General features: G+C 68.8%; 21 protein-coding genes and 1 tRNA gene. 13 read left to right on the forward strand and 9 right to left on the reverse strand.

Annotated features, from left to right (window positions below):
• Positions 1-38 precede the first annotated feature (38 nt).
• Positions 39-2,567, reverse strand: a complete 2,529-nt coding sequence (locus AB0L59_RS25535) for an FtsX-like permease family protein (RefSeq protein WP_365587756.1) — start codon at positions 2,565-2,567, stop codon at positions 39-41.
• A complete protein-coding gene (locus tag AB0L59_RS25540; protein WP_365587759.1) occupies positions 2,567-3,337 on the reverse strand; it encodes an ABC transporter ATP-binding protein in 771 nt (256 codons plus the stop codon). The genes AB0L59_RS25535 and AB0L59_RS25540 overlap by 1 nt, the downstream gene beginning before the upstream one ends.
• Positions 3,338-3,744: 407 nt before the next feature.
• On the opposite strand from AB0L59_RS25540, the gene AB0L59_RS25545 reads away from it, so the two are divergent.
• From AB0L59_RS25545 to AB0L59_RS25560, 4 genes are all read left to right on the forward strand, one after another.
• Positions 3,745-3,831: transfer RNA gene (locus AB0L59_RS25545), tRNA-Leu, on the forward strand.
• A 1,234-nt stretch (positions 3,832-5,065) separates the two neighbouring features.
• Positions 5,066-5,917, forward strand: a complete 852-nt coding sequence (locus AB0L59_RS25550) for an alpha/beta fold hydrolase (protein WP_365587760.1) — start codon at positions 5,066-5,068, stop codon at positions 5,915-5,917.
• Positions 5,918-5,976: 59 nt separating this feature from the next.
• On the forward strand, positions 5,977-6,549 hold the full coding sequence (locus tag AB0L59_RS25555) for an FUSC family protein (protein ID WP_365587763.1): 573 nt from the start codon (positions 5,977-5,979) through the stop codon (positions 6,547-6,549).
• A gap of 195 nt (positions 6,550-6,744) precedes the next feature.
• Positions 6,745-7,440 carry a type 1 glutamine amidotransferase domain-containing protein gene (locus AB0L59_RS25560; RefSeq protein WP_365587765.1) on the forward strand — a complete coding sequence of 232 codons (696 nt, stop codon included), beginning with the start codon at positions 6,745-6,747 and terminating at the stop codon, positions 7,438-7,440.
• Between the two features lie 172 nt (positions 7,441-7,612).
• On the opposite strand, the gene AB0L59_RS25565 is transcribed toward AB0L59_RS25560, so the two are convergent.
• The 3 genes from AB0L59_RS25565 to AB0L59_RS25575 all read right to left on the reverse strand — a co-directional run bounded on the left by AB0L59_RS25565 (position 7,613) and on the right by AB0L59_RS25575 (position 9,790).
• On the reverse strand, positions 7,613-8,476 hold the full coding sequence (locus AB0L59_RS25565; protein ID WP_365587768.1) for an SDR family oxidoreductase: 864 nt from the start codon (positions 8,474-8,476) through the stop codon (positions 7,613-7,615).
• Positions 8,477-8,625: 149 nt separating this feature from the next.
• Entirely contained in the window at positions 8,626-9,423 is a 798-nt protein-coding gene (locus AB0L59_RS25570; RefSeq protein WP_365587770.1) for a maleylpyruvate isomerase family mycothiol-dependent enzyme, read from the reverse strand.
• A gap of 55 nt (positions 9,424-9,478) precedes the next feature.
• Positions 9,479-9,790 (reverse strand): hypothetical protein, encoded by a 312-nt coding sequence (locus AB0L59_RS25575; protein ID WP_365587772.1) that lies wholly within the window; start codon positions 9,788-9,790, stop codon positions 9,479-9,481.
• Positions 9,791-10,628: 838 nt separating this feature from the next.
• Here AB0L59_RS25575 and AB0L59_RS25580 point away from each other — a divergent pair.
• Positions 10,629-11,501 (forward strand): Ku protein, encoded by an 873-nt coding sequence (locus tag AB0L59_RS25580; protein WP_365587775.1) that lies wholly within the window; start codon positions 10,629-10,631, stop codon positions 11,499-11,501.
• Between the two features lie 99 nt (positions 11,502-11,600).
• The gene (locus AB0L59_RS25585; protein WP_355155283.1) at positions 11,601-11,774 is read left to right on the forward strand and encodes a CsbD family protein; all 174 of its coding nucleotides are present in this window, start codon (positions 11,601-11,603) and stop codon (positions 11,772-11,774) included.
• An 80-nt stretch (positions 11,775-11,854) separates the two neighbouring features.
• Here the strand turns inward: AB0L59_RS25585 and AB0L59_RS25590 are convergent, their stop codons facing one another.
• Both AB0L59_RS25590 and AB0L59_RS25595 read right to left on the reverse strand, forming a co-directional pair.
• Positions 11,855-12,001 (reverse strand): DUF6233 domain-containing protein, encoded by a 147-nt coding sequence (locus AB0L59_RS25590; protein WP_365587777.1) that lies wholly within the window; start codon positions 11,999-12,001, stop codon positions 11,855-11,857.
• 629 nt (positions 12,002-12,630) lie between these two features.
• Entirely contained in the window at positions 12,631-15,573 is a 2,943-nt protein-coding gene (locus AB0L59_RS25595; RefSeq protein WP_365587779.1) for a discoidin domain-containing protein, read from the reverse strand.
• A gap of 464 nt (positions 15,574-16,037) precedes the next feature.
• Between AB0L59_RS25595 and AB0L59_RS25600 the strand changes: the two genes are divergently transcribed.
• Positions 16,038-16,796, forward strand: coding sequence for a FadR/GntR family transcriptional regulator (locus tag AB0L59_RS25600; protein WP_365587782.1), 759 nt, complete (start codon positions 16,038-16,040; stop codon positions 16,794-16,796).
• Positions 16,797-17,232: 436 nt separating this feature from the next.
• Positions 17,233-17,739 (forward strand): DNA starvation/stationary phase protection protein, encoded by a 507-nt coding sequence (locus AB0L59_RS25605; RefSeq protein WP_365587785.1) that lies wholly within the window; start codon positions 17,233-17,235, stop codon positions 17,737-17,739.
• 174 nt (positions 17,740-17,913) lie between these two features.
• Here the strand turns inward: AB0L59_RS25605 and AB0L59_RS25610 are convergent, their stop codons facing one another.
• Complete coding sequence (locus AB0L59_RS25610) at positions 17,914-18,165, reverse strand: hypothetical protein (protein WP_365587787.1); 252 nt, start codon at positions 18,163-18,165, stop codon at positions 17,914-17,916.
• A 174-nt stretch (positions 18,166-18,339) separates the two neighbouring features.
• Positions 18,340-18,747 carry a helix-turn-helix transcriptional regulator gene (locus AB0L59_RS25615; protein WP_365587790.1) on the reverse strand — a complete coding sequence of 136 codons (408 nt, stop codon included), beginning with the start codon at positions 18,745-18,747 and terminating at the stop codon, positions 18,340-18,342.
• A 232-nt stretch (positions 18,748-18,979) separates the two neighbouring features.
• Here AB0L59_RS25615 and AB0L59_RS25620 point away from each other — a divergent pair, with 232 nt between their 5' ends.
• The 5 genes from AB0L59_RS25620 to AB0L59_RS25640 all read left to right on the forward strand — a co-directional run bounded on the left by AB0L59_RS25620 (position 18,980) and on the right by AB0L59_RS25640 (position 23,603).
• Positions 18,980-19,195: a hypothetical protein gene (locus tag AB0L59_RS25620; protein WP_365587793.1), complete on the forward strand. Its 216-nt coding sequence runs from the start codon at positions 18,980-18,982 to the stop codon at positions 19,193-19,195.
• Positions 19,196-19,241: 46 nt separating this feature from the next.
• Entirely contained in the window at positions 19,242-19,460 is a 219-nt protein-coding gene (locus AB0L59_RS25625; protein ID WP_351205916.1) for a hypothetical protein, read from the forward strand.
• Between the two features lie 101 nt (positions 19,461-19,561).
• Positions 19,562-21,484 (forward strand): hypothetical protein, encoded by a 1,923-nt coding sequence (locus AB0L59_RS25630; RefSeq protein WP_365587795.1) that lies wholly within the window; start codon positions 19,562-19,564, stop codon positions 21,482-21,484.
• A 65-nt stretch (positions 21,485-21,549) separates the two neighbouring features.
• The gene (locus tag AB0L59_RS25635; protein ID WP_365587798.1) at positions 21,550-22,233 is read left to right on the forward strand and encodes a hypothetical protein; all 684 of its coding nucleotides are present in this window, start codon (positions 21,550-21,552) and stop codon (positions 22,231-22,233) included.
• Positions 22,234-22,427: 194 nt separating this feature from the next.
• Positions 22,428-23,603 carry a 4-hydroxybenzoate 3-monooxygenase gene (locus tag AB0L59_RS25640; RefSeq protein ID WP_365587800.1) on the forward strand — a complete coding sequence of 392 codons (1,176 nt, stop codon included), beginning with the start codon at positions 22,428-22,430 and terminating at the stop codon, positions 23,601-23,603.
• The last annotated feature ends 27 nt before the right edge of the window (positions 23,604-23,630 follow it).

Below are 23,630 nucleotides of genomic sequence, written 5' to 3' on the forward strand. Positions count from 1 at the left end.
GTTCCGCGACCGGAACGGGGGCCCCGACTGTCGTACGGCTACTCGGCCTTGATCGCCGCCAGCATGTTCAGCCGGGCCGCGCGCCGGGCCGGCCACAGGGCGGCGAGGATGCCGACCGTGCCCGCGAGCAGCAGGAAGACCGCCATCCGGCCCCAGGGCAGGACCAGTTCGTACGTCGGCATCTTCGTGCCCAGCAGCTGACCGGCCGCCCAGCCGAAGAACACGCCGAGGCCGATGCCGAGCACCCCGCCGAACAGGGAGATCACCAGGGACTCCAGGCGGACCATCCGCTTGACCGCCTTGCGGTCCAGGCCGATCGCGCGGAGCATGCCGATCTCCTGGGCGCGCTCGAAGACGGACATGGCGAGGGTGTTGATGACGCCGAGGACCGCGACGATCACCGCCATGCCGAGCAGCCCGTAGAGCATGTTCAGCATCGTCGTGAAGATCTGCGCGATGCTGTTGGAGATGTCCTGCTTGTCCTGGACCTTGATCGCCGGGTTGTCGCCGAGGACCCTGGTCAGCCGGTCCTTGGTCGCGCTCGACGCGCCGTGGGCCGTCTTGACCATGACCTGCATGTCGGCCGGGTCCTTCAGGTGCGGGGTGAGGACCTTGTCGTCGAGCATGATCCCGTTGATCATGTCGTTGCCCTCGTAGACCCCGGCGACCGTCAGGGTGCGTGCCTTGCCGTCCTCGAAGTGCGCGGTGAAGCGCGAACCGGCCGTCCAGCCGTACTCCTTGGCCCGGTCCTTGTCCACGACGACCCGCGTGCCGCTCACCGTGAAGGAGCCGTTGTCCACCTTCAAGTCCGTCAGCTTCCCGATGGACGAGCCGTTCACGCCGGTCAGGAACTCGGTCTTGCCGTCGATGCGGGACGCGGCGTTGCGCAGCGGGCTGCTGGCGGTGACGCCGTCGGCGGCGGCGAGCTTCGTCGCCACGTCCGGGGAGAGCGGGGACCGGTTGGCCATCGAGACGACGTAGTCCGCGCGGATCGCCGAGGAGGCCATCTTGTCGATGGACGTCTGCAGGCTGCCCGCCATCACGGTCATGCCGGTGATCAGGGTGAGGCCGATCATCAGCGCCGAGGCGGTGGCCGCCGTACGGCGGGGGTTGCGCACCGAGTTCTGCCGGGCCAGCTTGCCGGAGACACCGAAGGCGCGCAGCACCGGGGCGGCGGCCGCGATCAGCGGCCGGGACAGCAGCGGGGTCAGGATGAACACGCCGATGATCAGCAGGACCGCGCCGATGCCCATCGGGCCCTGGGCGGAGTCGGCGTCCATCGACGTGGCCGCGACGACCACCGCGACGCCGGCCGCCGCGAACAGCGCGCCGAGCGTGTTGCGCAGCACCAGCGACTTGGTGGTGGCCTTGGCGTGCACGCTGCTCATCGCCGCCACCGGCGGGATCTTCGCGGCCCGGCGGCCGGGCAGCCAGGCGGCGAGCATGGTGATGAGGATGCCGACCGCGAGGGCGGCCACCACGGTGCCGGGGCTGATCACCAGCGGCCCGTCCGGCACGCTCGCGCCGAAGGAGCCGAGCAGGGAGCGCAGACCCGCCCCGATGCCGATACCGGCGGCGAGCCCGGCCACACCGGCGACCGCGCCGACCGCGAACGCCTCGATCAGCACCGAGCGGGTCACCTGGCGGCGCGACGCGCCGACCGCGCGCAGCAGGGCCAGCTCCCGGGTGCGCTGGGCGACCAGCATGGTGAAGGTGTTGGCGATGATGAACGTGCCGACGAAAAGCGCGATACCGGCGAACACCAGCAGCGTCTGCTTCAGCCCGCTCATCGAGTCGGCGATCTGCTTGGCCTGGTCGTCGGCGAGCGTCTTGCCGGTGGTTGTCTCCACCAGGTGGGAGGGCAGGGCCTTGTCCAGCTCGCCCTTCAGCGCGGACTGGCTGGTGCCGGGCGCGGCCTTGACGTCGATCTCGTCGTACGTGCCCCGCTTGCCGAACAGGGCCTGTGCGGTGGGCGTGTCGAAGAGGGCGAGGCTGCCGCCCGCGGACACGTTGCCGTCGTCGGTGGTGAAGATGCCGGCCAGGGTCGGGGTGAGGACCGGGCCGTTCACCGACAGGCGCACGGTGTCACCGACCTGGTAGCCGGCCCGCTCGGCGGTCTTGGAGTCGAGCAGGAACTCGCCCTTGCCGTGCGGGGCGTGGCCGCCGACCAGCGGGTACCGGGCGTCCTTGGTGCCCCAGTAGTTGCCGCCGGCGGACTGCCAGTCGCCGCCGACGAGCTTGCCGTGCTGGTCGGCGACGGCGGTGAAGCCGCTGACGACACCGGTCGCGGAGGCGGCGCCCGGGACCTTGGCGGCCTTCTCCAGCGTGGCCCGCGTCAGGTCGGACAGCTTGCCGACCCGGTCGCCCCTGGAGTCCTGGTACTTGGGCTGTACGGCGACGTCGACCTGGTCGAAGCCCTTGGCGGAGCTCTTCTGGTAGGCGTCGGAGATGGTGTTGGTGAAGACGAGCGTCCCGGAGACGAAGGCCACGCCGAGCATGACGGCGAGCACGGTCATCAGCAGCCGGGCCTTGTGCGCGAGGACGTTGCGCAGGGCGGTGCGGAACATCAGGAGGTACGGCCCTTCGCGTCGAACTGCTTCATGAGGTCCAGGACGGAGTCGGCCGTCGGGCCGTGGATCTCGTCGACGATCCGGCCGTCGGCGAGGAAGACCACGCGGTCGGCGTAGGCGGCGGCGACCGGGTCGTGGGTCACCATGACGACGGTCTGGCCGAGTTCGCGCACCGAGTTGCGCAGGAAGCCGAGGACCTCCGCGCCGGAGCGCGAGTCGAGGTTGCCGGTCGGCTCGTCACCGAAGATGATCTCGGGCTTGGAGGCGAGGGCGCGGGCGACGGCCACGCGCTGCTGCTGGCCGCCGGAGAGCTGCGAGGGCCGGTGGCCGAGCCGCCCGGACAGCCCGACCATCGAGATCACCTGGTCCAGCCAGGCCTTGTCCGGCTTCCGGCCGGCGATGTCCATCGGCAGGGTGATGTTCTCCAGGGCGGTCAGCGTCGGCAGCAGGTTGAAGGCCTGGAAGATGAAGCCGATCTTGTCCCGGCGCAACCTGGTGAGCTGCTTGTCCTTCAGGGAGCCCAGTTCGGTGTCGCCGATGCGCACGGAACCGGAGGAGAAGGTGTCGAGGCCGGCCACGCAGTGCATCAGCGTGGACTTGCCGGAGCCGGACGGGCCCATGATCGCGGTGAACTCGGCCTGCCGGAAGTCGACGGAGACCTGGTCCAGGGCGACCACCCGGGTCTCACCCTGCCCGTAGATCTTCGACAGCTCCGTGGCGCGTGCGGCCACGGTGGTGGTCCGGCCGGCGGTGGGTGTGGTGGTCACGGGAGGGTGCTCCTGTCGGGACGACGTGTTCCAGGGGACCGCTCCATCGTCCCGGCGCTCAGGGCGCGTGTAGTCAGTCGCTGTTCCGGTTCCGGAGGGCGACTCGGGTCGGACGGGAGGGCGCCGTGTCATACCTGGGGAGGACGGCGGCCCCTGAGGGGGCGCTCGAACCGATCTCGAACGGCGTCGAGAACGGGTGGAGCACCCTCCTTCAGACGGTGAAATTCCGTCATTCCACGTACGGGCGTACCCACGTCACGTCACGCTGTTGGCAAGTGCGGATGGCCCGTTCCGCGGGCTGATGCACCCTCAGACGTCAATAAAATAAGACAACATCGGTCCGCCCTTCCGCTGTTCGGGGGATGCGTCCCGATAGGCTCGAGCCTCGAAGCGGAGCCCCATGGCCTGCCCGGATGGTGGAATGCAGACACGGCGAGCTTAAACCTCGCTGCCCCTTCGCGGGCGTGCCGGTTCAAGTCCGGCTCCGGGCACCACCTCGTCTGCGACGCAGGAGGCGGGCCGCCCTCGGGGGTGACCCGGAAGTGGCCCGCTGGTTGCAGTTCTGGTTGCAATTACGGTTCCCGCAGCGCGCCGCCGAGCCGTTTCGCGGCGTCCTGCGTCAGCTTGCGCCCTGCTGATTCGGTGACGCTTAGTGACCGACAGGGGCAGTCGCTCCTGCGGTGCCCCAAGGGCAGCGCCGGGGGCGCACCGCGCAGCTACGGGGCTTGTTGACCCCCGGCCCGACGACACAGGCCATGGCCGACTGTTGGGCGCCACGTGGTGGAGCAGACTCGGATGCGTTACGCGCAAGTGCGTCAGACAGGCCGGGCTCAGGGAGCATTCGTATGGCCGGACGGCGTGCTGTGCGTTGAGCAAGGGGTCGTCGCGGCCTCTTTTCGATGCTGTGCGGCCGCGCCTTACGAGGCCCGGCGGCGGTCGCCGTGGTGGCGGTCGAACACCCAGGGGTGTGCTTCGGGGGTTCGCCGCAGACGCCGGGGCGCGGGAGCGCCTCAATGTAGTTGTGAGCGAAGCCGCCGGGGCCGTCGTAATCGCGTTGCGCGACTCTCAGGCAGTTCCGGCCGGGCCAGCAGCGGCCACAGCAGTCGGGACCATGATGGTCGGGTCTACCTTCTTGCTGCACCCCCCTGTGACTGCACACGTGGTACCACTCCTCCCTGTGGACATGATGCGAGGTGCGGCACCTGCCAGCACTGGTGGTGTTGGGGTTCCTCGCCTTCGGCGTCCTTAGCGACAGACGTCCGGCCGCATGCTGCGGCCACCCCGCCCGCTCCTCGACACTCGTCGCGGGACTCGTCGTCGCGACAGCCGATATCCACCGTATGACCGCGCGATATAGCTCGCAATTCACCCATTCGAACCCTCGCGCGTCTCACGATGCGGCACCCCGACTACTCGTCGTCGCGCATCCAGCGCGGCGGCGAGTAGTCGGGGTCCAGCGGCGACTGTCGAGCGGCGACCACACCCCCCACCGGCCCCCCCTCCACGGCAACGAATGCGCGGCAAGCAGATACACGCGAACATGGTGATCCGGGAGATGCGGCGGACGCGGAGCACGACGACTTCCGCGAAGGAGGTCCGCGCGACTCCGCGCAGCCGGCCGGACAGGGCTCTCGGGGTGGCTGCGGGCGACGCCTTCCGTACGACCCTCACTTTTCTCAGTCGCCGAACAGGCCGAGTTCACCTTGTACGCCGAGGAAGTGGAAGCACATGACCGTCTCCGGAATCCTGACATCGGGCCAGGGCAGACTGGCCCTTGGAGTGGCGGTGCTCTCCGCCCTGACAGTGATGCCGATGCCGACTCACGCCGCGGACGACATCGGTCGGGCCCCGGCGGCCCAGAAGCCAACCGTGGTGCTCGTACACGGAGCGTTCGCCGACGGGTCCAGCTGGAACGCAGTGGTCCAGCGCCTGCAGCGGGACGGCTACCAGGTCATCGCCCCGCCCAACACGCTGCGCGGCATACCCCAGGACTCGACGTACCTGAACAGCCTCCTCAAAACCATCAAGGGACCGATCGTTCTCGTCGGACACTCCTACGCCGGCGAGGTGATCTCACAGGCGGCCGCCGGCCTCGACAACGTCAAGGCACTCGTGTACGTCAACGCCATCATGCCGGACAAGGGAGAATCCTTCGCCAGCCTCTCCGGCAAATTCGCGGCAGCCCCGCTCACCAAGGCGCTGAGGCAGGTCCCCTTCCGCAACGGCGACACCACCACGGGCACCGACGTGTACATCCGGCCCGCCGAACTCCACGCCACCTTCGCCCAGGACCTCTCCCAGCAGCAGGCGTCCGTCATGGCATCGACACAGCGGCCGATCACACAGTCCGCCTTCACCGACAAACTCACCGAAGCGGCCTGGCGGGACAAGCCCGTCTACGTGCTCGTAGGCAGACAGGACCGGGCCATCAACCCGAGCCTCGAACGGTACGAGGCCGAACGCGCGCACGCGCGCAGGACAGTGGAGATCGACTCCTCCCACGTGTCCCTGATCTCCCACCCCCAAGCCGTCACGGATCTCATCCTCGGCGCGGCCCACGACTCCGTCACCGGTAAGTGACGAACGGGCATGTCCTGTCACAGTCGCGCGTTGCGGTTCCACGAGACAGCGATCGCAGCATGGCGGTGACATCGAGTTCACCGAAGGCGGGGACCGGAAGGCTGCTGAGGTACTCGGTCGAGGTCGGCCTGGCCAGTTTGCTGAGCTACTGGGCGGCGACCAGACTGTGGTCGACTCATCAGCCGTACGAGGAAGGGCAACTCGGTGGCATGTGGGCTGCGATCTCCACGATCTTCGTGATCCGGGAATGCAAAAGGGAGAGTGCGATCGTGGCGATCGCTCGCATGTCGGCGACCCTCATCAGCTTCGTACTCTGCCTGGCATACCTCGCGTTCCTGCCCTTTCACGCCTGGGGCCTCGCCCTGCTCGTGGGCTTGAGCGTCCTGGTGCCCGGGCTGATCGGACGGCCCGGCGACGAAGCGACCGCGGCCATCACCACCACCGTCGTCATGGTCGTCGCAGGACTGAACCCGCACGGGGCCTGGAAACAGCCGCTGCTACGTCTGGCGGACACGGCCATCGGCGTAGCAGCAGGCTGGGTCACGCTGGTCATCGTGACCCAGATCGGCAAGTGGACAGGCAGAGGAAGCGGCCCTCCATCGGATCGATCACCCACGAGTCAGGCCGGCTGACTCCGCACACTCTCGCGACGTGGGCTGTCAGGACGGACGAGTCCCAGTGATTCACCCCAATGGTCCCGCCGCGGATCCGAGCCCGCGGCCCCGAAGTGCGCGACGGCAATGGCCCACTTAGCGTGCGAAGTGCGCGGGGACTGCCCAGCCGTGGTCGCGCCTGGGCGCGAAGGTCGGGACGAAGGAGCATGGGGTATGGCGAAGGTACTGTTCATCGTCAGCGGTGCCAGCTACTGGGTGCTTAAGGACGGCACGAGGCATGCCACGGGTTACTGGGCGGAAGAGTTCGCGAACCCGTACAAGATCCTCACGGATGCCGGTCACCAAGTGATCATCGCCACTCCGGGCGGCGTGATTCCCACCGTCGACATGATGAGCCTGCGCCCGTCCTTCAACGGTGGTGAGGACGGGGCCCTGCAGCAGGAGAACATCATTCGCGACGCCGAGGGGATGCGGCGGCCGCTCAAGCTCTCGGACGTGCGGCTCGAGGACTACGACGCCGTCTACCTGCCGGGCGGTCACGGGCCGATGCAGGACCTGGCGTTCGACCCCGATACCGGGCGCCTGCTGACCGAGCAGCTGCAGTCGGGCAAGCCGCTGGCGATCGTGTGCCATGCCCCGGCCGCGATGCTGGCCACCCGGATCCACGGTGTCTCGCCGTTCAAGGGCTACAAGATCACGGCCTTCACCAATGACGAGGAGGAGGGCGTAGGGCTGGCCCCCCGAGCCCCGTGGCTGCTGGAGACCGACCTCAAGGAGAAGCTCGGGGTCGACTTCAGCCGGGGGCCGAACTGGGAGCCGTACATGGTCGAGGACCGCAACCTCATCACCGGCCAGAACCCGCACTCGGCCGGGGTCCTCGGCAAACGACTCCTCGAAGTCCTCGCCTGACGGCGTCGCGGCGGCTCAGCCCGCGACCCGGGTGCGACCACGGTCCCGGCACGGGGCGCGGCCGGGTCGTGGCCCGCGTGCCATCCGCGCGTCCAGGCTCCGGTAGCGCCGCGTTGGTGTCGTGCGCCCCTGCCGTCCCTGCCGGGGGCCGCCACGTTGATGCGATGCCGGTTCAGGCCGAGACCGGTGTCTCCGGCTTCATCTTGTAGGCGTTCTTGATGGCCTCATGCCGGGTACCGAGGCCATCGGTGACCTTGCGCTCCCACGGAATCCGCTGCAGCTGTTTGGTCTCGTCGATCATGGACTTCGGCTCCAGGTTCCGGAAGCTGTCGACCTCGCCGGCCGCCACGGCCGTCAGCGTGGCGAAGACGGCTTCAGGGTCGAACTGCGCCCGCGGGAAGGCGAGTTCGGAGTAGTCGAACAGTCGCTCCGCGGGGTCGTCCTCCCAGCTCTCCCACGTCTGGAACATCCGGTCGTTGAAGCCGGTCAGGAACGGCCCCGGATTCACCGTGGCGACCTCTATGTTGTACTCCTGCAGCTCGTACGCCATGGTCTCGGCGATCGCCTCGATCGCGTGCTTGGACGCCGAGTAGATACCCGTGAACGGATTGACGTTCAGGCCCTCCCGTGACGAGACCCAGACGATACGGCCCTCGCCGCGCTTGATCATCTGCTTGGCGATCCCCTGGGTGAGCAGAAGCGGCCCCGTGACGTTGACCTCGAACTGGTGCCGGATGTTCGCGCCGGGGATGTCGACCGTCGAGCCTCCTTCTCCGACGCCCGCGTTGTTCACGAGGATCTCCACGCCCCAGTCGAGAGCCTTGCGCCGGTCGCCGTCGTTGGTTACGTCGAGCTTCTCCACGTGCAGGTCGACCTTCCGCTCGGCCGCCTGCCACTTCAGGGTCTGCACCTGGGCGTAGATCTCGACGCTGGCGATGACGTCGAATCCCTTCTGGGCCAGCCGCATGGCCGCCTCGAAACCGAAGCCGGAACCGGCTCCCGTGATGAGAACCTTCTTCAGCGACGAATTCGACATGGTGACGCACTTCCTTTTCGTCTGTCCGGTTCGCGATTATCGACTTGTCGATGGTGTTCTCGGGGCTGTTTTGCATTCAAACGGCGAGAGCGGTGCTGCCGCTTGCGACCGCGCCCCGCGGGGGGAAAGGCCAAGAACGGGATCGTGTGTCAGATGATGTCGAGGCGGTCGAGGAACGGCTCGGCGACAGCGGCGTCTCTGGTGATCTCGCAGTGCTCGCGCCACGGAGTGCGGGTGGTACCCCAGCAGATGAAGTCGGCCGCGCTGCTGTGGACCTGGGTCGAGCCGAGGGCGCCAGGCGCAACAGTCAGCCCGGCGGGCCCGCCCTCGGCGGGCAGTATCGTGACCGTCGTGGCACCGGGGCCGGTCAGGTCCAGCACGAGCGGCTCGGTGACCGCGGCGTCCAGGTCGTGACCTTGCATCTGCGGCACCCCGGCGAGCATGAACTCCACGGCCGGAGCCACCAGTTCGTCTGTCGGCGCCGGAACCGTGAACGGCAGCGGCCCCCGCGGGCCGAGCAGGTCGTAACGCAGATGGCAGAGCACATTGAACGCCATCGTGTCGGCCAGCAGATGCCGCGGATAGGTTCCCAAGCCCGGCACCGGTATCGGGTCGTCCGCTCGCGGCGTCTTCTGGCCCGCTTCCAGGAGCTCCAACTGCCGGGGGGTGTAGCGCCTCCACTCGTCGATCACCTCACGGTGATTCCAGCCGCGGCGCTCGCCGACCCGCATGTCGTGGTAGCGCTCGCGAACCTGCGGCCAGGACGGGTGCGGTGTGGGGGGTTCGACCGCTTCATGGGCGAGGGCCGCCAGGTGGGCGATCACATCGATGACCCGCCAGCCTTTGCAGGCGGAGGGCGACTCCCACTGCTCGTCGTCTACCCGTGGAACGATGTCCGCGAGCTGCGCGCTACTCGTCCGCGCCGACGCGACTCCTGCTCGTGTCATCAATGCCTCCTTTCGGCGGGCCCGAACCCGGACCGGTGTCCGGGAGACGGCCCGATCAGGCCGCCCGTCGCGACAGCCGGTACGTGGCCGCCACGTCCGCCCGCCCCTGACCGTGCGTGGCAGCCGACTGCAACCGGTCACGTACGACTTCCGCGATGCCCAGCCGCAGCCCGGCACCGTGAGCAGACTCGGTGATCAAAGCGGCGTCCTTCGCCGCCGCCTCCAGCGGGAAGGACGGTGTGTCGAGGTCGTCGCTGATCGCCGCGGCGGCGGCCCGCTCCAGCTTGTCGTCCAACTGCTCGGCGGTGAGTTCCTCGAAGGTCCTGATGACCTCGCCCGTCACAGGATTCGTGGTCGCGATAGCCATAAAATGAGGCTAGTTCCGTCGTTCATTTGTAGCAAAAGGTGTCACGTCGCCCTGCGTGAGACACCATGACCCCCTGTAGGCGAATGCCATTGGCGTCGCGCCGCAATCCGGGGCGGATCAACGCTGCGGGCGATAGCCGGTGACGGCAGAGAACAGGGTCGGGCCCGGATCGGTCAAGACGAGTGATGATCTGGTGGAAAAGGCTTCCTCAGCACGCGAAAACGGACTTCAACGATGCCGAGCGGCACTACAGCTGCGCCATTCTCCAGGCATCGTTCCGGGTGGACGGATATGGCTCGGCCCTGCGGGTGCATTCGCTGTGAGCTTCTTACTCCCCCCTTCAGCAGTACGTCGACGTAATACCGCAGTCCTCCAGGAATCACGAAGCAGGTCTACGAGGCGGACAGGTGTCATAAGCCCGATGCCCTCGGCTACGATCGTGACATAATGCCTTTCCCTCTTTTGTCTCGATAAATAACATCGATCGAAGAAATGTTGGCGTTCCAGCTCATACCGCCACGCCGCCCCTCGGTCCGAACTCCTCTCCTTTTGAGGATCCGCACGATTCCCAACCCGAAGAACACCACCGTTGGCACATACACAAAGAAGATGCCCAAATCGGCACCTTTCGCGTCAACAGAGCTCTCGCTGTCAGCGGCAGCGGATCAAAGGAATGGCGTATCGCGTGTCGCCGCGCGGATCAAGTGGTCGGTAGAGCCTTCGTGGGCGAGTCCAGTTCCGTCGAGCGCGATCAGTAGTCGAAGAAGTGACGTCAGCCCGAACCGACCTCGCGCCATCGACGTGGGCACAGCGCTGACCTGTGCTCGCGGGGTGGACATTGGTTGTTGATGGTCGCTGTGGGCCACTCTTCGCCGGCCCACAGACGGCCCAGACCTCACCTCCCGGACCATCTGGCCGACCGAGGCCGGATCCGGTACCGGAAGGGTGCGAGCTGGAGGACCGCGAGGTCGACCAGTCCGAGATCGGCAAGGGCTACGAACTGACCAAGACGCAGGTCATCCCCATCACGGACGAGGACCTCAGCAACCTGCCACTGCCGACTGCGAAGGCCATCGAGATCGACGCGTTCGTGCCGCTGGAGTCCATCGACCCGCTGAAGATCGCCGAAGGCTACTACCTCCAGCCGTCCAGCCCAGTCGCGGCCAAGCCGTACAAACTCCTGGTCCAAGCCCTCGGCCGCTCGGCCAAGGTGGCCGTCGCGAAGTACGCCTGGTCCGGCCGCGAAAGACTCGGCCTGCTCCGCGTCCGCGACGACGTCCTGGTCCTCCACGCCATGCGCTGGCCAGACGAGATCCGCGACCCCATCGACCTGCTCCCGCCGGCCGTCGAGGTGTCCGAGCAGGAGATCGAGGGCGCGCTCGCCCTCATGGGCACCATGACGGTGGACGAACTGGTGGGTCCCGAGTTCCAGGACCGCTACACCGAGGCCATGGCTCAGTTGATCGAGGCGAAGCGGGAGGTGAAGCCACTCCCCGAGGCACCGGAACCTGAGCAGCCGACCCAGGTACTCGACCTCATGGCCGCGCTGAACGAGTCGGTGGCGAAGGCCAAGGCCTCCCGCGCCCAGGGGGCGGGCCCGGCCGAGGTGCACGAGCTGCCGAAGCCGAAGAAGAAGGCGACCGCCAAGAAGCAGCCCGCCAAGAAGACCACGGCGAAGAAGACAACGCGCCGCCGCCCGCGGAGCGCCTAGCGACCTGACCCGGCAGACCTGTTAGTGAGGGGCGGTGCCGGGCACACGGGACTCACAATTACGGACATATCGCTAACCACGGCAGGAGGTGCGTCTGCCATGTCGGCTGGTGAGAAGGCCAAGGCCAAGGCCGAGCAGGTCAAGGGAAAGCTCAAGAGGGCCACTGGACGAGCCGCCGTCGACGACCCGATGGTCGTCGAAGGCCAGGCGGAAAAGTCCAAGGGTGATGCACGCCAGGCCAAGGAGAAGATCAAGGACATGTTCAAGCGCTGACCTCTGGCGCCGCTCACGCGGAGTTAAGCAAGCAGCTCCGGTCCAGGCCCCCCTGCGCATGCGGCAGGGGGCCTGTCGTGTCATCCCTCCAGGTGGCCGAGCTCGCCGTCCGGCCGGCAGTGCGGGCAAGCGGCGACACCGGCAGCGAGCGCCCGGCGCGCCTCGGTCTCATCGACGCCGCGCGACCGCTTGGCTGCGTTCCAGCAGCCACCGCGGTGGACGTACACCGGCGCGCTGTGCCGGTTGAGGCCGAGTTCGAGCAGACACTCGGCAGCCGGAGGTCGCCTCTCCTCGCCTTGCCGCTGTTCCGTCTCGCGTTGTTCTTCGTCGAATCGAACGCTGTGACGTCCCAGGGGGCTTGAACCTCGCTGCCCCTTCGCGGGCGTGCCGGTTCAAGTCCGGCTCCGGGCACCACCTCGTCTGCGACGCAGTGCGCGGGCCACCTTCGGGAGCGGTCCGACAGCGGTCCGCTGGTTGCAGTTACCTTCCCCAAAGCGCGCCGCCGACCCGGTTCGCGGCGTCCTTCGTCAGCTTGCGCGCCGCGAGGATGTATCGCTTGGTGACCCTGAACGCTGATGCCGGTTGGAGTGCTGTCGCAGGGCGCGGCCGAGGACTCGTTGCCTTTGACGGCCGTGGCGGTGCCAGAGCCGGACGCGCCCGCGATCATTCCGACGGACAGCAGGAGCAGCCAGCCCTTGCCGGGCGTGGACAGACGCCGTCGCCCCCGTCGTCTGAGACCCCGGCGCACACACCCATCGGGCGCGTGCTAGTTCGCGTGCCACGCGATCGCCGGCCGCGATCGCGAAACGTGCGAAACACGAGCGGTGGACTTCACCGCCGTGTTTCGCACGTTCGGTCAGCTGCCGTAGACAGCGAGCTCGCTGATGGCCATCTGGCCGCCTGTCTGCCCGCCGCCGTCCGGGTGTACCGCCACGATCCGCAGGTACCGCGTGGTGACCGGGGTGGTGAGGTTCTGCGTGCTCACCCCGCCCATGAATCCGGTCACCTTGTCGGCGATCGTCCAGTTCTGTCCGTCCTGGGAAGTCGCGATGTTGTATTCGGTCGCGAACTTGTCGGACGGCATCGTGGTCACGACCGTGGAGATCGTGCGCGACGAGCCGAGATCGACCTGGAGCTGCCAGGCGTACTGGTTGGTTGCCTGGGCGAAGGTCGACGGGTCACCGTCGACCGCGTAGCCCGGTATCGAGTTCGGCTGCATCAGGGCGGTGCTGCCGTCGAGGTACAGCGCGGTGGCCGGTGCGTGCAGTGCCAGGTTGGGAAGGTCCGGCGTCGTCGCGCTGACCGCGGGGCTGGCGGCCGAGAGGTTGCCGGCCGCGTCCTTGGCCTTGACGGTGTACTGGGCGGTCTGACCGGGGGTCGCGCCGTCGACCTCGGCGGAGGTGCCCGTCGTGGTGGCGGCCAGCACGCCGTCGCGATACACCTGGTAGTCGGTGACTCCCCAGTCGTCGGTGGACGCCGGCCAGGACAGGTTCACCGTGGTCGGGTACACCGAGTCGACCGTCGGCGTGCCGGGGGTGGTGGGCGCCTGGGTGTCCGCCGCCGGCATCTGCACCGAGATTCCGCCGGCCGTGGAGAGGTTGGCGGCGAGGTCCCGGGCCCGGACGGTGATCTTCGTGACCTTGTCGGAAGTCAAGCCGGTCAGCGTGGCACCCGGAGTGGCGGTCACCTGGACCAGACGGCCGTTGACGGCGATCTCGTAACCGGTCACGCCGACGTTGTCGGTCGACGCGGCCCAATTCAGGTGCAGCGAGGTCGGGTTGACGACCTTGACCTGCAGGTGCTGCGGAGCGGTGGGCGCCTGGGTGTCGCTCGGCGTGGTCGGGGCGAGGTCCTTGTACGCCGGCTGGAGGCCCGCGTTCTGGATGATCGAGGCCGGCAGTTCACCGGTGGCCACGGTGGTCGTGCCACTGATCGCCACCGTTCCGGAGGCGAGTATGGACAGGTCGGTGTAGTTGTCCTTGGCGACGTTGCTGCTCGGGTCGAAGGAGTTCGGGTTGGCGCGCATCCAGGTGGTCCCGGTGGACATCACGTTGTGGCTGACCGTCCACCCGGTGCTGCCCTGGTCGAGGTAGACGTGGCCGCTGTCGTGGACGACGTTCCCGATGTAGTTGCCGGAGATGACGCCACCCGGCTGCGGGCCGAGGGCGTAGATCCCGCCACCGTCATGCAGGTCCTGCATCACATCGTGAACGTAGTTGTTGATGATCTTGTTGTTCTCGTCGATCGAGGGGGTGGTGTCCAGCGAGCCCCAGCCCCAGCCGATCGACATACCGCTGTAGGGCAGATCCGCGATTTCGTTGTGCGAGATCGTGGTGTCGCGCACATAGCCGAAGAACATGCCGACGCCGCCGAGGAACTCCACGTTCACTTTGTGGACGTAGTTGTTGGACACGGTGTTGTAGGCGTCGATGAGATTCGGGTCGGTCTGGTTGGGGTCGGAGACCGATCCCACCTGCAGGCCGTTGCCCGAAATGTCGGTCATCACGTTGCCGATCACGTGGTTGTGCCGGCTGCCCTGGTCCAGACCGAGGCCGGCGCCGCCGAGGTGCACAAAGGTGTTCCGGGCGAAGCTGATGTTCCTGGCGGCGTGGAACTCCACTGCCTCCGGCATCACCTGCGCCTGGCTGCCGTAGGGGGTGTTGTTCCAGGTGGTTCCGCCGCTGGGGGTCACGAAGTGAGCCGGACTCCAGTTGTACGACGAATCCGGCGTCGTGATCAGCAGGTTTGCCTGGGTCTCGGCGAAGCCGACGTCCGTACTGGGTTGCATCCAGGTGGCATATTCGAAGGTCAGCCCCTGGAACGTCATGTCGTGGACGGAAGCGGTAGCCGTTCCCGCGCCGGTCACCAGGTTCTGCAGGACCGGAACCACCGCGTTCGCGGTGGACATTTTCTGGCCGGACCGCGGAATGTAGTAGATCCGGTGCGCGGCCGTGTCGAGGTACCACTGACCGGGCTGGCTCAGGAACGAATAGTCGTTCGCGAGATATTGCGGCAGGTCCGCCCGTTCCGTGCCGCCGTAGAACGACTGCACGGTGCCCCAGCAGGGCTGCGCCATCGTGACGGTCGTCTGCGAGGCCGTCCCTGTGATCGAGGCCGCGTTGCAGCTCTCCTGTGCCCAATCCAGCGGGTGGTACATGAATTGGAGGTCAGCGGGATTGCGGACCGACTGGAGACTGTTGCCGGGCACGGTGTATCCGGTGGCGGTCACCTTGCTGCCCGCGGGAAGTCCCGTCGCGGACCGGGGCACATCGGCGCGAACGCCGTCGACGTAGAGCTGTCGCGTCTTCAGGTCGGCGGGCACGCCGGCCGACCAGATGTTGTGGGCCGGGTCGCTCAGGCTCCACCCGGAGACAGTCCGGCCGCCGGAGAGGACCGGATGCGCGCCTGGAGCCGCCTGCCACCGAACCTGGTGGCCGTTGTGCCCCGAGTCCGCCGCCGTGAAGGTGAGCGGCTTGCTCAGCGAGTAGGTGCCGCCTGCGAGCTGGACAACGATGTCATCCTGCATGTTCTGGTTGAACTTGCGGACCTGCGCCTGCGCCTCGGTCAGCGAGCACGCGTTGTTCTGGGCGCACGCCGAGCCGGTACCGTCCGGGGACGCGTAGATGTAGCGCGCTCCCGGGTCGGCGGGCGTCGCCGCCTGCGCAGGGCCGGTGGTGAGGAACCCGGTGGCGCCAACGGCGAGGGTGAGGGCTCCCGCCAGCAGGCGCAGTCGACTCCGTGTCGTCGCCCCGTCTGACGGGGCGCGGGTAGCCGCGTGATCGTCTGGATCAGGCTTCATTGCCTCTCCTTGTTCTCGGTGATGAGGTGTTACTCCGACCGCTGACTGGCCTGCCCACACCGAATGCGCGAGTTCCTCGGCGCAGTCCGGCAGGCCGACGACCGGCGCGGTGCATGTGTGGCCAGGTGCCGGCTTTCCGAGGCCCGTGCCGTGGCCGGTCAGCCCACCCTTGTGGCGCGCGCTCGTCCTACCGGGCGGGGCGCAGCCCGACGCGATGACATCAGCCGCGCTGGGGTGGGCGTCGTCACGAGCCGTGGCTTGTCCACTCCTTCGCTCGGCCGGCATTCCATGATCTCTCCAACTTGTAGGACATGATGACAGCACACGAGTAACGAGTTGACAAGATCTTGGTATGCTGGGCAGCTCAGCAACTCTCCGGGGATAGGGACCAATTGCTCAACTCACCACGCATCAGGCTCGCCGACCGGACGAAACAACGACGCCCGGCGCGGCTCGCTGCCTCGGTGGCAGAGGACCTCATCGACGCCATCGTCAGCGGCCGACTGTCGGCCGACTCCGTGCTACCTGGCGAACAGGCCCTGTGCGAGGAGTTCAGCGTCAGTCGCGTGGTCGTGCGCGAGGCACTCAAGGCCCTCGAGCACAAGGGACTGCTGATCATCCGGCAGGGGCAGGGAACCGTGGTCGCGCCCGTCACCCGCTGGGATCCGCTCGACTCGACGGTCTTGGATGCCCGCATCCGGCACGACGACGGCCTCGGTCTGCTGGACAACCTCGTCCAGGTGCGCTGCGCGCTGGAGTCCGAACTGGCGGGAACGGCCGCGACCCGGCGTACCGAGCGACAACTGATCGAGATGAACAGTGTCCTGGCCGCGATGGAGCGCGCGCTTGGGCGGCCCGAGCAGTACCTCGCCCTGGAAGTCGAGTTCCACGATCACATCATGCAGATGGCAGCCAACGACGTCGCGCGAGCAGTCGTGACAAGCATCCACGATCATGCCCGAGCCAGCAGCAGGTACTGCGGCGGTGAGCTCGACAAGCAGATCGCGGCCGCCCACGTCGGTCACGCCGCGATCGCCCAGGCGATCAACGACGCCGACGAGCTCACAGCACGCACCGCCATGCGGGCGCACATCCTGGACTCCTGGCATTCCAAACGGAGCCGGCGAACTGGAGCGCCTGACGCAGAACACGAGTGCTCTTGTCAGCCTGGTCACCAACCTGTAGGGACCCAACTCCGGCGCGCGAACACGGAGGGCATCTGAAAGCGCATTTGATCTAGGTGGATCAAACCCGTATGTCCTTGTGGGTACCTCGCCAGGTGGGGGTGGCCTCGTCTCCTGTGCGCGGTGTGCGAACCCTCTTCTGATGGGTGGTCCCTGCCGAAGCCCGGCGAATCCCAGGCCGCTGTCGTGCTCCCCGCGCCGCGGGGACGGTCCCTCGGTAACGTCCGGGGTGACGGGGGAAAGCCGCGGCGGAGATCTTCCGCGAGGGCGTCATGTCGCCGACCAGCTGTTCCCATCGAGTGAACCCGTCGGCGCCGTCGGTGGGACTGCCCTGGCCCGTCGCCTAGCCTCTGGAATCGATCCGAACGAGGCGGAGCGGGCGAGGAGCGTCTTGGCTGGGTGTGAAGGACCCGCCCGATCGTGATCGTGTGCCGGAATCCCCGCCTCTGCCGTACCCCACCGAAAGAGGACCGTCATGACTGCTTCCGCCGCCCCGGGGTCCTCCCGGCGTTCGGACGAGCAACTCGCCGGGTTCACCGCTTCGTCGCAGCTCGTCGCGAACCTGCAGAAGGTTCTGGTGGACCTGATCGAGCTGCATCTACAGGGGAAGCAGGCCCATTGGAACGTCGTCGGCCACAACTTCCGGGATCTGCACCTGCAGTTGGACGAGATCGTCGACGAGGCCCGGGAGGCGGCCGACACCGTCGCCGAACGCATCCGGGCCCTGCAGTCCGTTCCTGACGGGCGTACCGACACCGTGGCGGCCACCACCACGCTCCCGTCGTTCCCGGAGGGCGAGCAGAGTGTGAGCGCCGCGGTGGATCTCATCACCGTGCGCCTGCGCGCCGCGGTCGACACCATGCGCACCGTCCACGACGAAGTCGACGGTGAGGACCCGTCGACGGCTGATCTCCTGCACGCGATCATCGACTCCCTCGAGAAGTACGCCTGGATGGTCAGTGCGGAGAACCGAGCCGTCTGAGGCCGTCTCCGGCCACCCGGGCTCGAAGACTGTCGTCGGACGCGACGAAAGCGGCGGGGCGACGATCGGCTTGCGCGCCCCCGTCCGCGTCGGTCCGCCGTGGGCCGTGCGGCGGCACAGGGGCGCGGGAGGGCCGGCGGAGGGTCACTTCGCTCGTCGCCGGCCCGCCGGTCCTCACCCCTCGTACACCGTCAGTACCGCACCGTCCACCTCGATGCGCCGGCCCGCCCGGAGACCGTCCGTGCGCAGGGTGCGCAGGCAGGTGTGGAACAGCTCCAGCTCGTCCGCGTCCAGGATCGCGGCGGCCAGGTCCAGCAGCTCGGTCACCGCGGCCTCGGTGAGTACGTCCGGCAGCTCGCCGGAGAGCAGGACGACCGATTCACCGGCGGGGCCCCGGACCACCGCGGTGGCCGGCCCGCCATGCACGAACAACACGTTCCCCCCAAAGAGCCCGGGGTCGTGCGGCTCTCGCTCCTCGGGCAGGACGAGAGACTAGCGGGGGATCTCGGTCCATTCGGGCGCAGTTGCAATTTTTCCGGCGCGGCACCGGTCCGGCCTGGCGTCACCGCGGGAGGTGCGGCACAGCTCCGGCCGGGCGGGTCACTTCTCCGGTGCCGGGCGTGCCGAGCGGCCCAGCAGGGACTCGACCAGGGCGGCGACGTGCCGGCGGTCCTCGGCCGACAGCTGCTGGACGCTGGCGATGAGCAGGTCCACCTCCGGGTCGGTGGTGCGGGCGGCCGTGTCGTCGGCGTCCTGGGTGCCCGGGGTGCCGTAGACGTGGATGCCGCAGGCCTCCGCCGCGGCCCGGCGCACGGTGTCGAGGGGCAGCTGAAGGCCCTTGGCCAGGCCCTCCAGGGTGGTGGCCTGCGGCATGCGGACGACCCGGTCGGTGGTGGCCAGGTGGTGGACGGTGGAGCGCGGGACACCGCCGCGCCGTGCCACCTCGCCGTAGGACCAGCCGTTCCGGTCGAGACGCTCACGGATCAACTGCTGCAGTGCGTTGGCCACCGAAGTCCACTTCCTGCTCGCCGCTCGACCTGACCGTCCCTTTCGGCGCCGATTCTACGGTCGGGTAGTCGGGGCGCCGAAAGGGTGATTCACCGAACGGGTTGCGGAGTGGTGCCGTGAGGGCCTAGTGTCCAATCTCGTTGGACAGCCCGTCCGACCAAGTTGGACAGAGTCCGGGGGGAACCTGACTCTCTCCGACCGGAACCGCCTGTTTCCCGAGGGGGAATCGACCATGTTGAACGCCCATGAGCTCGACGCCGAGTCCGCGGAGCTGCTGCCGGGCCGTGAGGCCCTCGGCCGGCTGAAGTTCAGCTTCGGCAAGACGGTCAACGTCACCAAGCACGTCGCGAACATCAGCGCCCACAACGAGTCCGCCGCCCTGAACGACCACTCCTCGTGGTCCGTGGCCGACTCCGGCGCCTCCCAGACCATCAGCGTCAGCCAGTAACGCTCGCGCGCCACCCCGACCGACACACCACGAGAGGACTTTCATCATGAGCATGGACATGCGCGAGCTGGACGGCGAGTCCGCGGAGCTGCTGCCGGGCCGTGAGGCCCTGGGCCGGCTGAAGTTCAGCTTCGGCAAGACGGTCAACGTCACCAAGCACGTGGCGAACATCAACGCCCACAACGAGTCGGCCGCCGTGAACGACCACTCCGCGTGGTCGGACGCCGAGTCGTCGGCCCAGCAGACGATCACCGTCAAGCAGTAACGACCACGGCTGCGGGGGCGGGTCGCGCACGGGCGGTGCGGGGCGGTCCGCCCCCGCGGTCATGCCGGGGGGAAGCGGCAGTACGTGGGGGGAGACCACATATGACGGTGCTCGGGGACGGGCCCGCGCTCTACGACACCGGCCCGGTGCCCGGGCCCGGCGGCTGGCCGGTGACGTACGAACAGGTGACGACCGGCAGCCTGCCGGCCGTCGGAACGCCGGTCCGGCCGGCCCCAAGGCTCAGCGCGGGGCTGCGACTGCACGGCGAGTACCAGGGCTCGGGCTTCACCGAGCCGAAGTACATCGCCCGTCGGGGGGACGGGCAGGTCGTCCAGCTGTCCCGGCTGCTGTACCTGGTGGCGTCGTCCGTCGACGGCGTCCGTGACGTCGACACGATCGCCCACCGGGTCAGCGCCCGCTACGGCCGCGAGGTCAGCGGCGAGAACATCAGCTACCTGCTGGAGAACAAGCTCCAGCCGCTCGGCGTGACCGTGCCCGAGGGCCAGGAGGACGACGAGGTCGACGCCCCGCGCTCCGACCTGCTGCTCGCCCTCAAGGGCCACCGGGTGATCTTCGACGAGCGCCGTACGGCACGGATCGCCAGGGCGCTGGCCTGGCTGCACCGCCCGGCCGTGGTCGCCGCCGTCCTGCTCACGGCGCTCGCGATGGACGTGTGGCTGTTCGGCTTCTTCGGGGCGATCGAGCCGGTGCTGGAGGTCCTGGACCAGCCGGTGCTGATCCTCATCGTCTTCGGTCTCACCGTGGCCTCGCTCGTCTTCCACGAGTTCGGCCACGCCTCCGCCTGCCGGTACGGCGGTGCCCGGCCCGGCTGCATCGGCTGCGGGCTGTTCCTCATCTGGCCGTCGATGTACACCGACGTCACCGACGTCTACCGGATCTCCCGCGCCGGGCGGCTCCGCACGGACCTCGGCGGGGTCTACTTCAACGTCGTCTTCATGCTGGGCATGGCCGGGGCCTACTTCGCGACGGGGGCGCAGTTCTTCCTGGCCGCCGTCTACCTCGGGCACTTCGAGATCCTGGAACAGCTGATGCCGGCCGTCCGCCTGGACGGCTACTACATCCTCGGCGACCTCGCCGGAGTCCCGGACCTCTACGGCAAGATCAAGCCGATCCTGCTCTCCCTGGTGCCGGGCGCGCCGGGCCGGGCGGCGCGTACGGAGGTCGCCGGGCTGAAGAGGTCCGCGCGCACCATCGTGGCCACCTGGGTGCTCACGATGGTGCCGCTGATCGTGGGCGAGATGGGCTACGCGCTGTGGAACCTGCCCAGGATCCTCACCACGATGGTCCGCTCGCTCACCGAGCAACTCCTCGGCACCGGCGGGGCGTTCGCACACGGGCAGATCGTCGCCGGGCTCGTCGGGGTGATCGGCAGCGTGATGCTGCTCTGCCCGATGGCCGGTGTCGTCTATCTCTCCGTGAAGATCGGCGGCCGGCTGCTGCGGGCGGCGAAGCGTTCCACCGCGGGACGGCCCCGGTTGCGGCTCGTGCTGTGCGTGCTCGCCCTCGCCGGACTGACCGGGCTCTCCTACGCCTGGGTGTCCGGCGTGACGCCGAAGCCGTTGCCGAAGAAGCCCCCGATCGCGCCGATCCTCCAGCCCGGCGTGCCGACCGAGGAGCCCACACCCCACGACGCCTCGACTCCGTCCCCCGGCGGCCATGCCGGGCACCGCGGTGGCGGCGGCGCCTCGGTGTCGCCCTCGGCGGTGCCGGGAGCCTCCGTGTCGGCGCCGGCGGACAGCCCGTCGCCGGGCACCTCGGGGAGCGCGACGGCCTCCGCGCCGCAGCCGTCGGCGTCCGGTTCCGCACCGGGCTCGCCGACCGGAACCCGGTCCCACCAGCCGGAGACCCCCACCGGCGGAACCACCACGGACCCGCCCCCGCCCACCAGCCCCGACCCGGGCCCCCCGACCTCCCCGACCCCGTCGGAGAGCGTCCCCGCGTCACCGACCGGCAGCCCGACGTCGCCGCCGCCGGCCGGCTCGGCCGCGCCGGCGTCGTCCTGACACTCCCGTCCACTCTCCACAGCGCACTCCCCGAAGGGAGTCCTCATGACCTCACAGGAGACCATATGAGCAGCCACCGCAAGGCACGCTCCGGCAACCACCCCTTCACCCGGCACGCCCTGCGCATGGGCCTGTTCGCGGCCGGAGCCGCCGGAGTCGCCGGTGCCGCCACCGCCGTACCGGCGCAGGCCGTGACCGGCGTGGCGCACGCGGCCTACGCGTCCGACCACGTCTTCAGCCACGCCGACCGGGCCCACCACACGCAGGCCCGGGACTCCTTCACCATCCGCCAGTTCGGCACCGTCAACGCGGCGGGGGTGCGCAACCAGGCCAACGCCGTCTCCGCGGGCTGCTCGGCCGACGACCACTGCCGGTCGGTCGCGCTGTCCTTCCAGATCGTCACGGTCGCCGGTGAGCACACGCACCTGAACGCCGTGAACCTCAGCGACGCGGCCAACAAGGAGTGCACCGGCTGCCAGACCCTCGCCGGCGCCTACCAGTTCGTCGTCTCCACCCCCGCCCCGCTCAACCTCGACGCCGGCGCCCGGCAGCGGCTCGCCGACATCCACCGCCGGCTGGACGCGCTGACCCGCTCCACACTGCCCGCGGACGAGCTGAGGACGCGGGCCGACGGTCTGGCGGGCGAGGTGAGCGCGGTCCTGCGCGACGCCGTCGCCCACGCCCCGAAGGCCAAGGCGCAGCCCAGCGTCACGCTCCACCGCCACCTGGACGGCTGGCCCGGTCACTGACCGCCCCGCCGCCGCGCACAGCCGCCCGCCGGTTCCGTGACATGCCCCTCACGGAACCGGCGGGCGGCCGCGCCGTGCCCGCCCATTGACATCGGATGCCCCCCGGCGCAGACTCGGCGCGCACAGGTGAAGAAAACTTCACCACGCGAACGCGAACGGACGTGGAGTCGACGTCGACCCGAAGGGACGAACCGATGCGCACCACCGTCGGGATCATCGGAGCCGGACCGGCCGGACTGCTGCTCGCGCGGCTGCTGTACCGCGCGGGCATCGACGCGGTCGTGCTGGAGAGCCGTGACCGCGCCTACGTAGAGCATCGGCAGCGGGCCGGGATCCTGGAGCAGGGCACGGTCGACGTGCTGCGCGCCGCCGGCGCCGGGGAGCGGATGGACCGGGAGGGACTGCGGCACGACGGCATCGAGCTGCGTTTCGACCGCCGCCGCCACCGGGTGGACTTCCCCGGCCTCACCGGCGGCCGGTCGGTCACGGTGTACGCCCAGACGGAGGTCTGCAAGGACCTGATCGCCCTTCAGTTGAAGGAGGGCGGACCGCTGCTGTTCGAGGCGGAGGTGCTGGCGGTGGAGGACGCGGACGGCGGCCGGCCGCGCATCCGGTTCCGGCACCAGGGCTGCGAGGACGTGCTGGAGTGCGACTACGTCGCCGGCTGCGACGGCTTCTGGGGCGTGGCCCGCAAGGCCTTCCCGGCGGCCCTGTCGCGCGTGTTCGAGCGGACGTACCCCTACTCCTGGCTCGGCGTCCTCGCCGACGTCGCGCCCTCGCACGAGGAACTCGTCTACGCCCGCCACGAGCGCGGCTTCGCCCTGCTGTCCATGCGCTCCCCGTCCGTCTCCCGCCTCTACCTCCAGGTGCCCGCCGACACGGACGCCGACGACTGGACCGACGACGCGATCTGGTCGGAGCTCCAGCGGCGCTGCGAGACCGCGGACGACTGGAGGCTGGAGCGCGGGCCCATCACCCAGAAGTCGGTCACGCCGATGCGCTCCTTCGTGCACGAGCCGATGCGCCACGGCCGGCTCTTCCTCGCCGGCGACGCCGCCCACATCGTGCCGCCGACCGGCGCCAAGGGGCTGAACCTCGCCGTCGGCGACGTCGTCACCCTCGCCCGCGCCCTCGCCCACGAGAAGGAGACCGGCTCCCCGGAGCTCCTCGACTCCTACTCCGCGACCTGTCTGCGCCGCGTCTGGCAGGCCGAGCGGTTCTCCTACGACATGACGACCCTGCTCCATCCGGCCCCGGACGCCACCCCCTTCGACGTCCGCCTCCAACTGGCCCGGCTGGACAGGATCGCCTCGTCCCGCGCGGCCGAGACCGACCTGGCCGAGGCGTACACCGGGTTTCCCCTGGGTTAGCGGAGCGTCTCGGTGTGGTAGCAGGTT

Origin of the sequence: Streptomyces sp. NPDC052109 (assembly GCF_040680195.1) — a bacterium.
Taxonomy (GTDB): domain Bacteria; phylum Actinomycetota; class Actinomycetes; order Streptomycetales; family Streptomycetaceae; genus Streptomyces.

What these genes read in the sequence shown, in the direction of transcription:
- AB0L59_RS25535 (WP_365587756.1), bottom strand. Translation starts at nt 2,567, where the DNA reads ATGTTCCGCACCGCCCTGCGCAACGTCCTCGCGCACAAGGCCCGGCTG.
- AB0L59_RS25550 (WP_365587760.1), top strand. Translation starts at nt 5,066, where the DNA reads ATGACCGTCTCCGGAATCCTGACATCGGGCCAGGGCAGACTGGCCCTT.
- AB0L59_RS25555 (WP_365587763.1), top strand. Translation starts at nt 5,977, where the DNA reads ATGGCGGTGACATCGAGTTCACCGAAGGCGGGGACCGGAAGGCTGCTG.
- AB0L59_RS25560 (WP_365587765.1), top strand. Translation starts at nt 6,745, where the DNA reads ATGGCGAAGGTACTGTTCATCGTCAGCGGTGCCAGCTACTGGGTGCTT.
- AB0L59_RS25565 (WP_365587768.1), bottom strand. Translation starts at nt 8,476, where the DNA reads ATGTCGAATTCGTCGCTGAAGAAGGTTCTCATCACGGGAGCCGGTTCC.
- AB0L59_RS25570 (WP_365587770.1), bottom strand. Translation starts at nt 9,423, where the DNA reads ATGACACGAGCAGGAGTCGCGTCGGCGCGGACGAGTAGCGCGCAGCTC.
- AB0L59_RS25575 (WP_365587772.1), bottom strand. Translation starts at nt 9,790, where the DNA reads ATGGCTATCGCGACCACGAATCCTGTGACGGGCGAGGTCATCAGGACC.
- AB0L59_RS25585 (WP_355155283.1), top strand. Translation starts at nt 11,601, where the DNA reads ATGTCGGCTGGTGAGAAGGCCAAGGCCAAGGCCGAGCAGGTCAAGGGA.
- AB0L59_RS25595 (WP_365587779.1), bottom strand. Translation starts at nt 15,573, where the DNA reads ATGAAGCCTGATCCAGACGATCACGCGGCTACCCGCGCCCCGTCAGAC.
- AB0L59_RS25605 (WP_365587785.1), top strand. Translation starts at nt 17,233, where the DNA reads ATGACTGCTTCCGCCGCCCCGGGGTCCTCCCGGCGTTCGGACGAGCAA.
- AB0L59_RS25620 (WP_365587793.1), top strand. Translation starts at nt 18,980, where the DNA reads ATGTTGAACGCCCATGAGCTCGACGCCGAGTCCGCGGAGCTGCTGCCG.
- AB0L59_RS25625 (WP_351205916.1), top strand. Translation starts at nt 19,242, where the DNA reads ATGAGCATGGACATGCGCGAGCTGGACGGCGAGTCCGCGGAGCTGCTG.
- AB0L59_RS25630 (WP_365587795.1), top strand. Translation starts at nt 19,562, where the DNA reads ATGACGGTGCTCGGGGACGGGCCCGCGCTCTACGACACCGGCCCGGTG.
- AB0L59_RS25635 (WP_365587798.1), top strand. Translation starts at nt 21,550, where the DNA reads ATGAGCAGCCACCGCAAGGCACGCTCCGGCAACCACCCCTTCACCCGG.
- AB0L59_RS25640 (WP_365587800.1), top strand. Translation starts at nt 22,428, where the DNA reads ATGCGCACCACCGTCGGGATCATCGGAGCCGGACCGGCCGGACTGCTG.